Consider the following 14,062-nt stretch of genomic DNA (forward strand, 5'->3'; position numbering starts at 1 on the left):
CTTTGGTCGTTTTCGGAGTGAAGTGAATGGCAATTCTAAGACTTGAAGAGGTATCGAAGAAGTTCGGTGCTCTGACGGTCGCCGAGCAGATCTGCTTTGCCGTCGGCGAGGGCGAAGCGCTCGGCATCATCGGGCCGAACGGCGCGGGGAAGTCGACGCTCTTCAACCTCATCAATGGCAATATTGCCCCCGATAGCGGAACGATCCACTTTTGCGGTGCGGACGTCACCCGCGTGCCGCCGATGGCGCGTTGCCTTTCGGGAATGGGGCGGACATTCCAGATACCGCAACCGTTCGAGCGATTGACCGTCTTCGAAAATCTGCTCGTCGCCGGTGCCTTCGGCACGCGACGACAGGAATCGGAAGTCTCCGATCGCTGTGCGGAAATCCTCGTCGATACCGGTCTGATCGATAAGGCGAATGTGCTGGCCGGCGGCCTGACGCTCCTGCAGCGCAAGCGGCTGGAACTCGCCCGCGCGCTCGCCACCGAACCGAAGCTCCTCCTTTTGGACGAGATTGCCGGCGGCCTCACCGAAGGCGAGTGCCGCTCGCTTGTCGCCACCATCCGCGCCATTCATGCCAAGGGCGTCGCCGTGATCTGGATCGAACACGTTCTGCATGCGCTGAACTCGGTCGTCGAGCGCCTGCTGGTGCTGCATTTCGGCAAGGTGATCGGCATCGGCAAGCCGGACGAAATCATGGCCTCGCGCGAAGTGCGCGAAATCTATCTGGGGATCGAGATCTGATGGCGCTGATCGAAACAAAAGGGCTGACCGCCTTCTACCGCGATTTCCAGGCGCTTTTCGGTGTCGATATCGCCGTGGACGCGGGTGAGACGATTGCGATCATTGGCGCGAACGGCGCCGGCAAGACCACATTGATGCGTTCCATTTCCGGCGTTCTCGCTAATGAGCCGGGAGCGATCCTCCATAACAACGAGCCGATCGGCGCCCTTCCGGCGCCCGACGTCCTTGCCCGCGGCATCGCCATGGTGCCCGAGGGGCGCAAGCTCTTTCCGTCTCTGACGGTCGAGGAAAATCTGCTTGTCGGCGGTTACGGCCGCAAGGCTCAGGGGCAATGGACGCTGGAGAGCCTCTACGCGCTCTTTCCCGTTCTCAAGGAGCGTCGGCAGAGCCCGGCAACGGCGCTCTCCGGTGGCCAGCAGCAGATGGTGGCGATCGGCCGGGCGCTGATGTCGAATCCGAGCGTGCTGCTTTGCGACGAGATCAGCCTTGGTCTCGCGCCGGCGGTCGTCCGGACCATCTATGCCGCTTTTCCGCGCATTCGAGCGAGCGGCGCCTCCATCGTCATCGTCGAACAAGATATCGGCCAGGCACTGAAGGTTTCCGACCGCATCTATTGCATGATGGAGGGACGCATCACCCTCTCCGGCCACTCGTCGGAGCTTGGTCACGAAGAGATCCACAAGGCCTATTTCGGAGCGGAGCGCCATGAACTGGCTTGATACCATCGTGCAGGGCGTGTTGCTCGGCGGGCTCTATGCGCTTTTTGCAGCCGGCTTGAGCCTTGTCTTCGGCATAATGCGGCTTGTGAACCTCGCCCATGGCGACCTGATCGTGCTCGCCGCTTTCGTCATCCTCGCGCTTGTCACTACGCTCGGCGTCAGCCCCTTCGTCGGGGCACTCATGGCTGCTCCGCTGATGTTTGCCGCCGGTTGGGCGCTGCAATATTTCCTGCTCAATCGCACGCTTGGCAAGGATATCCTGCCGCCGCTGCTCGTGACCTTCGGTCTGTCGATTGTGATCCAGAACGGACTGCTGGAAGGATTTTCCGCCGATAGCCGCCGGGTCTCCGCAGGCAGCCTTGAATCGGCATCGATTGCGCTTGGCCCCGTCAATGCCGGCATCATGCCGCTGATGACCTTTCTTTCCGCCGTCGCCGTCATCGTCTGCCTCAACCAGCTCATCTACCGTACTGCCGTCGGCCGCGCCTTTCGCGCCACTTCGGACGATCCTGTAACTGCAGGCCTGATGGGCATCCGCCCGCAACGGATATTCGCATTGGCCACCGGCCTGGCGATGGTCGTGGTGACGATTGCCGCACTCTATCTCGGCACTCGGGCCAATTTCGAACCGACCTCGGGACCGGCGAGGCTGATCTACGCTTTCGAGGCGATCATCATCGGCGGGCTCGGCTCACTCTGGGGCACGCTTGCCGGCGGCGTCATCCTGGGGATCGCGCAGACGGTCGGTGCCGCGATCAACCCCGAATGGCAGATCCTCACCGGGCACCTCGCCTTTCTGCTGGTCCTCCTTTTCAAACCGCGCGGTCTTTTCCCGCGCGCCGTGGATTGAGGTGCATCAATGTCGCTCGTCGTTCCATCCTGGCAGGTCGAAACCCGAAACAAGACATCAGTCCCCTTCGGCCTCGCCGCGCTCGCTGCGTTTCTCCTCGCATTTGCGATCCCATTCCTCGTCTCGCGCGGCGTCGTCCAGGATCTGTTCTTCATACTGACGATGCTGGTGCTCGCGCAGAACTGGAATTTGCTTGCAGGTTACGCCGGGTTGATTTCGGTCGGCCAGCAGGCCTTCGTCGGCTTCGGCGCCTATGCGATGTTCGCCTGCGTGATCCTGCTCGGCGTCGACCCAATCGCTGCGGTGCTGATCGCGGGCGTGCTTTCGATGCTGCTGGCGATACCGACCGCGTTCTTCACGTTCCGACTCCAGGGGCCGTATTTCGCGATCGGAACCTGGGTGATCGCCGAAGTCGTCCGTCTGCTGCTGGCGCAGTGGAAGGCACTCGGCGGGGGAACGGGTACGTCTCTTCCGCGCGACGCGACCCGCGACATGATCGGCGTCGGCGTGATGCGCGACGTCTTCGGCATGAAGGCCTCTGAGGCCGGCGATGCGCTCACCTATTGGCTGGCACTGATCCTGCTGGTGTTGACCGTCGGCTTCGTCTACAGGCTGCTGCGCAGCAAGCAGGGTCTCGGCCTGGCGGCGGTGCGCGACAACGAGCAGGCGGCGCGCGCCGTCGGCGTCAATGCGCGGCGAATGAAGGCGCTCGTCTACCTCGCCGCCTCGTTCATCACCGGCGTTGCCGGCGCGCTGATCTACGTGCAGAAGGCACGCATCTCGCCGGACGCGGCCTTCTCGGTGATCGACTGGACGGCCTACGTGATCTTCATCGTCGTGATCGGCGGCATCGGCACGGTCGAGGGGCCGATCGTCGGCGTCATCCTTTTCTTTTTCCTGCAGAATCTCCTTGCCGGGTACGGCTCCTGGTATCTCCTGATGCTGGGCCTGATCGGCATTCTCGTCATGCTTTTCGCGCCGCGCGGTCTCTGGGGCCTCGTCTCGGACCGCACCGGCATCCAGCTTTTTCCGGTTCGCCGCCTCTTGAGGGGCGGATCACTCAATCAAGTGCATAAGGGAGGGCCTCATGGCTGACATCACTACGGACGTACTCATCATCGGCACCGGGCCTGCGGGATCGGCGACCGCCGCGCTGCTTTCGACCTACGGCGTCCAAAACATGGTGATCAACCGCTATCGCTGGCTTGCCAACACGCCGCGTGCGCACATCACCAACCAGCGCACGATGGAGGTCCTGCGTGATCTCGGCCGTGACGTCGAGAACGAGGCCTACATGTTCGCCGCCGAGCAGGACCTGATGGGCGAGAACGTGTTCTGCACGTCGCTTGCCGGCGAAGAGATCGGTCGCATGAAGAGCTGGGGCAAACACCCGCTGAGCCGGGCCGAGCACCAGCTGTCCTCGCCAAGCCACATGAACGACCTGCCGCAGACCTTCATGGAGCCGCTCTTGTTCAAGACCGCGTGCTCACGCGGCACGCAGGCGCGGATGTCGACGGAATATATAAGCCACGTGCCGGATGCCGAAGGCGTCACGACCACGTGCGTCGACCGGTTGACCGGCAAAGAGTTCACGGTCCGCTCGAAATATCTGATCGGCGCCGACGGGGGCAATTCGAAGGTAGCGGAGCATGCTGGCCTCACATTCGAGGGCAAGATGGGCGTCGCCGGGTCGATGAATATCCTGTTCGAAGCCGATCTCTCGCGCTATGTCGCGCATCGTCCGTCGGTGCTTTATTGGGTGCTTCAGCCGGGCGCCGACGTCGGTGGCATCGGCATGGGCCTCGTGCGCATGGTGCGGCCCTGGCACGAATGGCTGATCGTCTGGGGCTACGACATCAACGAGCCGGCACCGCAGGTAGACGAGGCGCACGCCAAGAAGGTGGTGCGCGATCTTGTCGGCGCGCCGGATCTGGAGCCACGGATCAAGCAGGTCTCCACTTGGACCGTCAACAACATGTATGCGACGACCATGTTCAACGGCCGCGTGTTCTGCATGGGCGACGCGACGCACCGCCACCCGCCCTCGAACGGCCTCGGCTCCAATACGTCTATTCAGGATGCATTCAATCTCGCCTGGAAGCTTGCCTTCGTGCTCAAGGGCAAGGCCGGCTCGAAGCTGCTCGACAGCTACGGCACAGAGCGGGCACCGATCGCCAAGCAGATCGTCACGCGGGCCAACAAGTCGATCGAGGAGTTCGGCCCGATCTTCAAGGCACTCGGCCTGCTCGATTCGATCGACCCGGTGAAGATGCAGGAGAACATGGATGCGCGCTGCAACAACACGCCGTCCGCGGAAGAACAGCGCGCGGCGATCCGCAAGTCCATTGCCGACAAGGTCTATGAATTCGATGCCCACGGTGTCGAGATGAACCAGCGTTATCGCTCCGGTGCGATCGTGACCGACGGACAGGCAGAGCCGGCCTTCACGAAGGATGCGGAACTGCACTTTCAGCCGACGACATGGCCCGGTGCGCGGTTGCCGCATGCCTGGGTATTCTCCGGCGATGGGACCAAGGTCTCGACTCTGGACCTGACCGGCCACGGCAAATTCACGGTACTGACCGGCATCGGTGGCGAAGGCTGGGTCGAGGCCGCCCATGCGGTCGGCAGCGAGCTCGGCATCGAGATTGCTGCCCACGTGATTGGCCCGCGCCAGCATTGGCAGGATTTCACCGGCGACTGGGCGAACGCGCGCGAGGTGCGTGACAGCGGCATCGTGATGGTGCGCCCGGATCATCACGTCTGCTGGCGAAGCAACGTGATCGCCGCCGACCCGGTGGCTGAACTCTATCGCGTCATGACGACGATTCTGGGCAAGTGAGGACCACTATGGAAGCGCATGAAAGAGGCTTTTTCACCGAAGAGACCTCCATCGAAGTCGTGACCGGCCGCAACAAGAACGCCAAGGATGCGCGGCTGAAGCAAGTGATGGAGGTCGTCATCCGCAAGCTGCACGAGGCCGTGAAAGAAATCGAGCCGACGCAGGAGGAGTGGCTGCAAGCGATCCTGTTCCTGACCAGAACGGGACAGATGTGCAACGAGTGGCGGCAGGAGTTCATCCTGCTGTCGGACACGCTCGGGGTTTCGATGCTGGTGGATGCCATCAACAACCGCAAACCTTCCGGCGCCTCCGAAAGCACCGTGCTCGGCCCCTTCCACGTCAAAGGGGCGCCGGAACTGGAGATGGGCGCGAATATCTGCCTCGACCACAAGGGAGAGGACCTGTTCATCCAGGGCCGGATTCTCGACACGAGCGGCAAGCCGATCGCCGGTGCGGTGCTCGATGTCTGGCAGGCCAACGACGAAGGCTTTTACGACGTCCAGCAACAGGGTATTCAGCCGGACTTCAATTTGCGCGGCGTGTTCCGCACCGGGCCCGACGGACGTTACTGGTTCCGGGCGGTGAAGCCGAAATACTATCCGATCCCGAACGACGGGCCGGTGGGCCAGATGCTCGACCACCTCGGCCGCCATCCCAACCGTCCTGCGCATCTGCACTACATCATCAAGGCCGATGGCTTCGAGACGCTGATCACACACATCTTCGATCCGGACGACCCCTTCATCAATTCGGATGCGGTCTTCGGCGTGAAGGAGAGCCTGCTTGCCGAATTCAAACGGACGCACGACCCGGTGCGCGCACAGGAATATGGCTTCGAAGAGGACTTCTGGGCGGTGGAGCACGATTTCGTACTGGCGCGCGCCGGCGAAGCGCGCAGTTGAAGCAGAGGGTGGCAAGCCTTGCGGAACGGCTTGCCGCCTCACTCTGCGTCAGGTCAAGCGCCGTCCGTCCGCAGCGAAAAGCCGCCGCTTATTGTCGTCGATCGAAAGCATTATCGTGCTGCCGGCATTGACCGCCGGCCCCGAGCGATACTCGGCAATGAGCGGCTGGCCGTCGGCAAGCTGGCAATAGAGGTACTGGGTGCCGCCGAGATATTCGGCAAAATCGACCTTTGCAGGAATGGATCCGGCTCCCCCGTCGGTGACGAAAAGATGTTCCGGCCTTGCTCCGAAGGAAACCTTGTCTCCGATCTGCAAGTCCTCCCCTGCAATCGGCACGGACATATCGCTCCCCGCAACGCGAACGCGTCCATTGCCTAGCCATGTGCCACCGAGCAGGTTCATGCGTGGCGAGCCGATGAAGCCTGCAACGAAGATGTTCGCCGGGTTCTCATAGACCTCGCGCGGCGTTCCCTCCTGTTCAACGCGCCCGTCCCGCAGCACGACGATCCTGTCGGCAAGCGTCATCGCCTCGGTCTGGTCATGGGTCACGTAGATCATCGTATTGCCGAGCTCGCGATGGAGTCTCGCGATCTCGATGCGCATCGATACCCGCAGTTCCGCATCGAGGTTGGAAAGCGGCTCGTCGAAAAGAAAGACGTCGGGCTTGCGCACGATCGCCCGGCCGATGGCGACACGCTGGCGCTGGCCGCCGGAAAGCTGCCCCGGGCGACGGTCGAGCAGATGGTCGATCTTCAGGATCGCGGAGGCGGCTTTCACGCGCGCCTCTATCTCCGCCGTTTCGGTGCGCGCCATCTTAAGGCCGAAGGCGAGATTCTCGCGCACGCTCATATGCGGATAGAGGGCATAGGATTGAAAGACCATTGCAATGCCGCGGTCGGATGGATCGAGATCGGTGACGTTGCGGCCCTTGATCTCGATCTCGCCGTCGGTGACCTCCTCGAGGCCCGCAATCATGCGCAGCAACGTCGACTTTCCGCAGCCGGATGGGCCGACAAAAACGACGAACGAGCCTTCCGCAATCCTGAGGTCGATGCCATGGATGACCTCCAGGCTGCCGAAGCTCTTGCGAATGTCCGTCAATACAACTCCGGTTTCATGCATGCCGTCACCGCCCGACTTCACCGGCGCGGACCCAGACGAGCATCTCGCCGGGCGTGCGGTTGTCCCATAGATGATAGGGAACGAAACGCGCGGTCGTCTTGCTCACCTTCGGCGGTGTCGTGCGATAGAGCGTTGGCCCCCAGCCATCCGCGTCATCGCGGGTGACGGGAATGTCGAGCGCGACTGCCCCTTGCAGCTCAGCGAGTTCTGCAGTCTTCGCCTTCGAAACATCGGAACCAAGCACGATCCCGTTCAGGCCCGCGCCGTTGTCGGTTGCCTCTGCGCAATAGACAAGCGGCCCGCGCATGAGCGCGACGCGGCCGGTATCCTGCCGTACCTGCGGATTTGCCCAGAGCGCGCGCGGCGTCAGCGGAATATCGAGTTCGACACGGTCGCCGCTCCGCCATTCACGCTCGATCCGCGCGTAGCCGTCGATTGTCACCTCCGAAAGATCGATCGCCTCGCCGTTCAGTTTCAACGCTGTGCCTTCCGCCCATTCGGGAATGCGCAGCGACAGGGAGAACCGGACCGGATCCTGCGTCGTGACGTCGAAGCGGATGGCCCCCTCCCAGGGATAACGGGTCTTCTGCGCCAGCTCGACCTTCTTTCCGCCGATTTCGAAACGGCCCTTGCTCTCGCCGTAAAGGTGGACGGCGATTTCGTCGTCCGCGACGGCGTACATGTAGGAGCCGATGGAGGCGAGCAGGCGCGAGATGTTCGGCGGGCAGCAGGGGCAATGATGCCAGACCCAACGATGATGCTTACCGGCGCTTTCAAGCGGGTTCTCGTAGAAGAATGTCTTCCCATCGAGCGAAAGGCCGGCCATGGCGCCGTTGTAAAGCGCTTGCTCCATGATGTCCGCATAGCGCCGGTTCGGACCGCGCCCGAGCATGCGGCTTGCCCAGAAGACGAGACCGACAGAGGCGCAGGTCTCCGCATAGGCGCTCTCGTTCGGCAGGTCATAATAGTCCGTAAAGCCTTCGTTCGATGCCGCCGGTCCGATGCCGCCGGTCACATACATCTGCTTGGTCGTCAGGTCGTCCCAAAGGATTTCGAGTGCCGAGGTGAGAGTGTCGTCGTTGTACTCGGTCGCGATGTCCGCCATACCGGAGTAGAGATACATGGCGCGAACGGCATGGCCGACGACCTTCGTCTGCTCTCGCACCGGCAGATGCGCCTGATTGTATTCGTAGGTCTTCTGGATGAACTGCTTTGGATCGCGGCCGTCGCGGATCGCTTCCTCAGTGAAGAAATGAGGCTCTCTGCCGCGCTCGTCGATGAAGAACTTGGCGAGATCGAGATATTTCTTCTCGCCGGTGACGCGGGCAAGCTTTACCAGCGCCAGCTCGATTTCTTCATGGCCGCAGTAGCCCGGCAACTGCCCCTCGCCATGACCGAAGACTTTGATCATATAGTCGGCAAAGCGGCACATGACATCGAGCAGCTTGCGCTTTCCCGTCGCCTGGTAATAGGCGACGGCGCCCTCGATCAGGTGGCCGGCACAGTAGAGCTCGTGATGATCGCGAAGATTGGTCCAGCGCCGGCCGGGCTGTACCCGCTGGAACCAGGCGTTCAGGTAGCCGTCTTTGTCCTGCAACTTTTCATACACGTCGACGATCGCATCGACCCGCGCCTCGAGCCTGGGGTTGGGTTTGCGGTAGAGCGAATAGGCGATGGTCTCGATCGATTTTCCGAGATCGCTGTCCCAGAACATCTGCGTCGAGCCTGACCAGGCCTGCAACGGAATGACGATGCCGGGGCTCGGCTGGTCGACGTCGATCGCCCTGAGCATGCCGGCGTCGACGCAGCGGCCGAGCAGGACTTCGGCGGTGGATTCGCAGATCGCGTCCTGCCGGTCGCCGAAAAGCCCGTGCACTTCGACACTCGGAACGGGAAGGGGGCGGAACTGACGATCGTGTCGGGGTTTGTTCATGACTTCATCCGTTTCTTGGAGTTCATTTCACCGCGCCGGCCATCAGCCCGCGCATGTAGTAGCGTTGCAGAAGCAGGAAGACGACGAGGCAGGGCAAGGTCATGACGGCGACACCGGCCTGAACCGCGCCCCAGTTGACCGCGCCGAGGCGGCCGGCACGCACTGCCATCATCAGGACGGGGAGCGTGTATTTCTCGTTGCTGGACAAAAGCACGAGCGCCGCCAGGAATTCGTTCCACGCATTGAGGAAAGCGAAGATCGCGACGGTCGCGATGCCGGGCAACACCAGCGGCATCAGCACCCGGAAGAGCAACTTCAGGTCGCGGGCGCCGTCGATGCGGGCCGCCTCCTCGATCTCCTTCGGCACCGCATCGAAGGCGTTGCGCATCATGAAGACGGAAAAGGGAAGCTGCAGCGTCACATAGACGAGCGTCAGTCCGAACAGCGAATTGTTGAGCCCGAGCCTGGCGAGAATGATGAAGAGCGGCGTGAGGATCGACTGGAACGGGATCATCAGCGTAGCGATGATCAGCACGAACAGCACGTTTTTCAGCGGGAAGCGGTAGCGCGAGAAGCCGTAACCCGCGAGCACGCTGACGGCAACGGTCAGGGCGACGGTTGCGAGCGACACGAGCAAGGAGTTGAACGTGTGCTGCCAGACACCGGCGCCGAAGGTGTCGAGCGAGCGGTAGGAATCAAGACTGATGCCGTTCACCGGCCATGGCGGCAACGGTGGCAGACGGGCCTCGGTGCCGTGTCGGAACGACGCGAGCAGGGTTATGGCGAAAGGCGCCAGGAAGAAGAGCGCGATCGCCAAGCCTGTTGCGTGATAGGCCGATTCTGCCCGGAATGCCTTGCGTTCCCGGCGCCGGCGGGAGAGGCTCATGGAGGCGTTCATCTTGGAAAGGATCAAGGGCGATCCTCCCCGACGCGAAGCAGCCGTAGTTGCATGACGCTGATAACCACCAGGATGGCGAGGAGCGCGATCGAGAGGGCCGCGCCATAGCCGAGATTGAAGGACACGAAGGACTGGTTGAAGATGTAGTAAACGACGGAGATCATGCGGTTCTGGGGCCCGCCGCTCGTCATGATGTAGAACTGGTCGAAGGCAAGGATCGAGCCTGTCACCGAAATGATCAGCGCAAGCGCGATCGTACGGCGCATCAGCGGCAAGGTCAGGTATCGGAACCGCTGCCACGGGCCAGCGCCGTCGATGCGGGCGGCCTCGGTCAGTTCGGACGGAATTGCCTGCAATCCAGTGAGCAGGATGATCATGGTGAAACCGGCGATCTTCCAGACGACCATGACGATGATCGTGAAGAAGGCACTATCGAAAGTCGCAAGCAGATTGGGGCTCTTCTCGACCAGCCCGAGCGCCCTCAGGGCAGGGCCGATGAAGCCGCTGTCCACATTCGCGAGCCAAACCCAGAGCAGCGACGCCGACGCGAGCCCAACGACGACGGGCAGGAAGATGATGGTCCGGTAGGCGCCGACGAAGCGTCGGTGCTTCTCGACGAAGATCGCCAATGGGAAGGCGACGGCGAAGATCGCGATCGTCACGATCACCGTGTAATAGGTGGTGAAGCGTAGCGCCGATGCGAAGCGCGCGTCGTTCGCCATGCGGAAATAGTTGTTGAAGCCGATCCAGCGGGGCGAACCGAGCAGCGGCCAGTTGTGCAGGCTCATCCACCCGGTGAACAGCACCGGCATGACGAAGAAGACGATGACGAGGGCCATCGCCGGGGCGATGTAAAGAAGGCCGCGCCACTGCGAGTGGCGCCGTCTTCTGCGCACGGGCAATGCTTTTCCTGGGCCAGAGCCGGCCATTGAAATTCTCCGCCTGTTCGGAAAGAGGGGCCGGAGGATTGCCCTCCGGCCGGTCTTGAGATCACTGGCCGGTGTCGATGATCGACTGCATTTCCGACTGGGCGTTCGAGAATGCCCCGTCGACATCATCGCCATAGATTGCCGCATTGGTGAACGTCGCCCACGGGCCGTTGGCGCTGTTGATCAGGTCGTTGAATTGCAGCGTGTAGGGTGTCTTGGCGACTTCGATCGCCTTGATGCCCACCTGCATGCGCGGGTCGAGGCCCTCAAGCACCTTGTCGGCGATATCGCCGCGGGTCGGCAGGCTGCCGTATTTCGCCATCACCTTCTGGCCGTCCATCGAATAAGTGTATTCGAGGAATTCCTTGACCGCGTCGATCTTCTTTGTGCCCTTGGTGATGACGAAGTTGTCGCCGCCGGCAAAGGACGAGGTTCCGCCGTTGACGCCGGGGATCAGCGTCACGCCGAAGTTGATGTCGGGATTTTCGGTGACCAGCGTGCCGATGGCAAAGGCGCCGAGGCTTTGCTGGCCGATCTTGCCGTTCGTAAAGGTCAGGAAGTTTACGCCGTTGTCGCTGGCCGCGCTCGCCGGCACGAGGTCCTTCTTGACCATCGAACGATAGATATCGACCGCCTTGCGCATTTCCGGCGTGTCGAGCGTCGCCGTCTTGCCATCGCTGGAAAGAATGTCGGCGCCCGAACCCCAGACGAGCGGGGTGAACGTGAAGATCATGCAGCCGCCGCAGCCGCCGCCGGAGAAGTAGAAGCCGTAGATATCGTCACCGAGCGCGCGGATCTTCTCGGCATTGGCTTCGATCTCCTCCCAACTGGTCGGCGCCTTTTCCGGATCGAGGCCGGCCTTCTTGTAGAGGTCCTTGTTCCAGGCAAAGATCGACGTCTCGACCGAAAGCGGCAGGCCGTAGATGCGGTCCTGGTAGGTACCGAGCTTGACGTGCGACGGCGAGAGCGAATTGAAGTAGGGCAGGCCCTTGGCCCAATCGGTCAGATCCTCGAGCTGGCCGGCGGCTGCAAAGGCTGGTGTGTAGATGAGGTCGAGCGAAAGCGCGTCCGGGGCCTGCCCGCCCGCGATCGCCGTCGCATATTTCTGCACCAGCTCGGAGAACGGTACTTCGGTCATGGCGACCTGGTTCTCGTGGCTGGCATTGTAGGCCTCGACGACCTTCTTGAAGGATTCGCCGATGCCTGAGCGAACCCACATTTCGATCTTTTCGGCGGCCGACGCACCGGACGCCAAGCACAAGGTAACGATGCTCGTTGCTGCCAACAGACGCTTGATCATGGCACTCCTCCCGTTGTGGCGCCTCCTCGCGCCGTTTCGTTATTCCGTGGGGCTCATGCCCCCGCATGATTGCCGGACAACCAGCCGGCAGGGCAATTTCCTCACGCCCGGCTCGACGGGTCTTCCTTCGGCGAGCGCAAGCACAGTGAGGCCGGCTTCCCGGCCGAGCTCCTTCAATCCCATGTCGATCGACGTCAGCGGCGGCCGCGTTTGTGCCGCCAGGATCTCCCAGTTGTCGAAACCGACCACCGACACATCTTCCGGGACCCGAACGCCGCGCTCGCGCAAGGCATCGACCACGCCGCGGGCGATCTGGTCGTTGCCGCAAAAGACGGCGTCAGGCTTTTCGCCGGGCCGATCCCAGATCGACCCGACCGCCTCGTGGCCCCAGCTTTCCGCCCAGATGCCGTATAGGACCGGCTCGGCATCGCCGGCCACTTCGCGGTAGGCGCTGGCGCGCTCCCGGACCGAGAAGAAATCCTCAGGTCCCGTGATATGCGCGATCCGATGGCGCCCGAGCTTCGCCAGCCACTCAACCGCTAGACGCGCTCCTTGGCCATCGTCCGACCGCAGCGTCACGCTGTTCGGTGTCCCCTCGGTGAAGGCATAGACGACGGGCACCGGCAGGCTCGACAGATCGACCGGCAAACGCCGGTCCAGGCGTTTGCCGGAGGCGATGATGCCATCGACCTGCTTGTCCAGCATGGCATCGACATGGATCTGCCCGAGCGCCGGATCGTCTTCGATGGCGCACAGAAATACCGACACGCCGTGATCGACCAGCGCTTCGGAAATTCCTGCCATGACCGGCAGGGTGAAACGTCCGTAGGTATCGTTCGTCAGAAGGCCGATGGTGAAGCTGCGCTTGCTGAGCAGCCCGCGCGCAAGAGCATTCGGCCGGAAGCCGATTTCCCCGGCGATGCGCTTCACCCTCTCGCGCGTCTCGGCACCCATGCGTCCGGTGTTGTTCAACGCCTTCGAGGCCGTTGAAATGCTGACGCCTGCCGCCGCAGCCACGTCATGAATGGTCACGCGTCTGTTGGCCGGACTATCCAGTGAACCCTCCCATGCTTGAGGAGAGAAAACCTTTTCTCACGCTGCATGTCAACAGAAAAAAGGTTTTCTCATTGTTCTTCGCTGGAGTGGGTGCGGGATCGCCGGCTGGTCAGCAGCAGGACCGCGACAAAGAAGATCGAAGCTATAGGGACGACCGCCCCAAGGTCTTCCATTCCCGTCAGAATAAGGCCGCTGAACGCACACCACAGGAGCGGTATCGGCAGAAGCAGCCAGAGGTGCCTTCCGCGCATCGCCAGCAGCACGCCAAGTGTGGTTATGGCGGTCGGATCCGGCATCATGCCGAAGGCTTCGGCGGCTGCCAGCGAACGCGCCGCGAGCAGCCCGAGGAAGGGGTGAAGCAAGAGCCCGAAGAGGGCAAGAGCCATCCCGCCGTAGCGGCGCCATCGGCTCACGGCCAGGATGTCATGGCTCGCGCGCCAGCTAAGCAGCAGCAAAAGCGCGGTCTGAAGAAAGAACGCCATCGCGGCGTAGGTCGCGCCCCAGGTTATCGGTGCAAAGCGAAGCCAAAGGAACTGCCAAGCGGAGAAAGCCCAGGCCACGGCAAATGCCGGAAGCAGGACGACCTTCGCGAAGCGAACCTGCTTGCTCGCAAGTACCATGATCGCCAGCATGCCGGCCACGAAGACGAGTTGAAGCGGCCAGAAATCCTGATTGTAGCGCTCGACGAGGCGAAAATAGACGCGCGGCGAGAACATCAGGAAATCGGCAGGCGTGTAGGTCCACCAATCCGACATCCGCGGACCT

Annotated in this window: 13 protein-coding genes; 6 read left to right on the forward strand and 7 right to left on the reverse strand. The window is 62.2% G+C overall.

Annotated elements, in window-relative coordinates; translation table 11 throughout:
- Positions 1–26 precede the first annotated feature (26 nt).
- Genes QN219_RS21305 through QN219_RS21330 form a run of 6 tightly spaced genes read left to right on the forward strand, consistent with a single transcriptional unit; the run spans position 27 to position 6,059 of the window.
- Positions 27–746: an ABC transporter ATP-binding protein gene (locus QN219_RS21305; RefSeq protein WP_284001942.1), complete on the forward strand. Its 720-nt coding sequence runs from the start codon at positions 27–29 to the stop codon at positions 744–746.
- Positions 746–1,465 (forward strand): ABC transporter ATP-binding protein, encoded by a 720-nt coding sequence (locus QN219_RS21310; RefSeq protein ID WP_284001943.1) that lies wholly within the window; start codon positions 746–748, stop codon positions 1,463–1,465. Before QN219_RS21305 ends, QN219_RS21310 begins: the two co-directional genes overlap by 1 nt.
- Positions 1,452–2,315 carry a branched-chain amino acid ABC transporter permease gene (locus tag QN219_RS21315; RefSeq protein ID WP_284001944.1) on the forward strand — a complete coding sequence of 288 codons (864 nt, stop codon included), beginning with the start codon at positions 1,452–1,454 and terminating at the stop codon, positions 2,313–2,315. The genes QN219_RS21310 and QN219_RS21315 overlap by 14 nt, the downstream gene beginning before the upstream one ends.
- A gap of 9 nt (positions 2,316–2,324) precedes the next feature.
- Positions 2,325–3,410 (forward strand): branched-chain amino acid ABC transporter permease, encoded by a 1,086-nt coding sequence (locus tag QN219_RS21320; protein WP_284001946.1) that lies wholly within the window; start codon positions 2,325–2,327, stop codon positions 3,408–3,410.
- Positions 3,403–5,157, forward strand: coding sequence for an FAD-dependent monooxygenase (locus QN219_RS21325; protein WP_284001947.1), 1,755 nt, complete (start codon positions 3,403–3,405; stop codon positions 5,155–5,157). The genes QN219_RS21320 and QN219_RS21325 overlap by 8 nt, the downstream gene beginning before the upstream one ends.
- 8 nt (positions 5,158–5,165) lie before the next feature.
- Positions 5,166–6,059 (forward strand): intradiol ring-cleavage dioxygenase, encoded by an 894-nt coding sequence (locus QN219_RS21330; protein ID WP_284001948.1) that lies wholly within the window; start codon positions 5,166–5,168, stop codon positions 6,057–6,059.
- Between the two features lie 48 nt (positions 6,060–6,107).
- Here QN219_RS21330 and QN219_RS21335 read toward each other — a convergent pair whose 3' ends face one another.
- From QN219_RS21335 to QN219_RS21365, 7 genes are all read right to left on the reverse strand, one after another.
- A complete protein-coding gene (locus QN219_RS21335) occupies positions 6,108–7,181 on the reverse strand; it encodes a sn-glycerol-3-phosphate ABC transporter ATP-binding protein UgpC (RefSeq protein ID WP_284001950.1) in 1,074 nt (357 codons plus the stop codon).
- A 4-nt stretch (positions 7,182–7,185) separates the two neighbouring features.
- Positions 7,186–9,114 carry a glycoside hydrolase family 127 protein gene (locus QN219_RS21340; protein ID WP_284001952.1) on the reverse strand — a complete coding sequence of 643 codons (1,929 nt, stop codon included), beginning with the start codon at positions 9,112–9,114 and terminating at the stop codon, positions 7,186–7,188.
- Positions 9,115–9,136: 22 nt separating this feature from the next.
- A complete protein-coding gene (locus QN219_RS21345; RefSeq protein ID WP_284002067.1) occupies positions 9,137–10,000 on the reverse strand; it encodes a carbohydrate ABC transporter permease in 864 nt (287 codons plus the stop codon).
- 23 nt (positions 10,001–10,023) lie between these two features.
- A complete protein-coding gene (locus QN219_RS21350; protein WP_284001953.1) occupies positions 10,024–10,941 on the reverse strand; it encodes a sugar ABC transporter permease in 918 nt (305 codons plus the stop codon).
- Between the two features lie 61 nt (positions 10,942–11,002).
- Positions 11,003–12,241, reverse strand: coding sequence for a sugar ABC transporter substrate-binding protein (locus tag QN219_RS21355; RefSeq protein ID WP_284001955.1), 1,239 nt, complete (start codon positions 12,239–12,241; stop codon positions 11,003–11,005).
- A 39-nt stretch (positions 12,242–12,280) separates the two neighbouring features.
- Positions 12,281–13,258, reverse strand: a complete 978-nt coding sequence (locus QN219_RS21360; RefSeq protein ID WP_309486609.1) for a LacI family DNA-binding transcriptional regulator — start codon at positions 13,256–13,258, stop codon at positions 12,281–12,283.
- 107 nt (positions 13,259–13,365) lie between these two features.
- Positions 13,366–14,052 (reverse strand): DUF6064 family protein, encoded by a 687-nt coding sequence (locus tag QN219_RS21365; RefSeq protein WP_284001956.1) that lies wholly within the window; start codon positions 14,050–14,052, stop codon positions 13,366–13,368.
- Positions 14,053–14,062: the final 10 nt, after the last annotated feature.

This window comes from Sinorhizobium sp. 8-89 (genome assembly GCF_030124325.1).
In the GTDB taxonomy this organism is placed as follows: Bacteria; Pseudomonadota; Alphaproteobacteria; order Rhizobiales; family Rhizobiaceae; genus Sinorhizobium.

Excerpts from the sequence above, each read along its gene's own strand:
- QN219_RS21305 (WP_284001942.1), top strand. The coding sequence starts at position 27 with ATGGCAATTCTAAGACTTGAAGAGGTATCGAAGAAGTTCGGTGCTCTG.
- QN219_RS21310 (WP_284001943.1), top strand. The coding sequence starts at position 746 with ATGGCGCTGATCGAAACAAAAGGGCTGACCGCCTTCTACCGCGATTTC.
- QN219_RS21315 (WP_284001944.1), top strand. The coding sequence starts at position 1,452 with ATGAACTGGCTTGATACCATCGTGCAGGGCGTGTTGCTCGGCGGGCTC.
- QN219_RS21320 (WP_284001946.1), top strand. The coding sequence starts at position 2,325 with ATGTCGCTCGTCGTTCCATCCTGGCAGGTCGAAACCCGAAACAAGACA.
- QN219_RS21325 (WP_284001947.1), top strand. The coding sequence starts at position 3,403 with ATGGCTGACATCACTACGGACGTACTCATCATCGGCACCGGGCCTGCG.
- QN219_RS21330 (WP_284001948.1), top strand. The coding sequence starts at position 5,166 with ATGGAAGCGCATGAAAGAGGCTTTTTCACCGAAGAGACCTCCATCGAA.
- QN219_RS21335 (WP_284001950.1), bottom strand. The coding sequence starts at position 7,181 with ATGCATGAAACCGGAGTTGTATTGACGGACATTCGCAAGAGCTTCGGC.
- QN219_RS21340 (WP_284001952.1), bottom strand. The coding sequence starts at position 9,114 with ATGAACAAACCCCGACACGATCGTCAGTTCCGCCCCCTTCCCGTTCCG.
- QN219_RS21345 (WP_284002067.1), bottom strand. The coding sequence starts at position 10,000 with ATGAGCCTCTCCCGCCGGCGCCGGGAACGCAAGGCATTCCGGGCAGAA.
- QN219_RS21350 (WP_284001953.1), bottom strand. The coding sequence starts at position 10,941 with ATGGCCGGCTCTGGCCCAGGAAAAGCATTGCCCGTGCGCAGAAGACGG.
- QN219_RS21355 (WP_284001955.1), bottom strand. The coding sequence starts at position 12,241 with ATGATCAAGCGTCTGTTGGCAGCAACGAGCATCGTTACCTTGTGCTTG.
- QN219_RS21365 (WP_284001956.1), bottom strand. The coding sequence starts at position 14,052 with ATGTCGGATTGGTGGACCTACACGCCTGCCGATTTCCTGATGTTCTCG.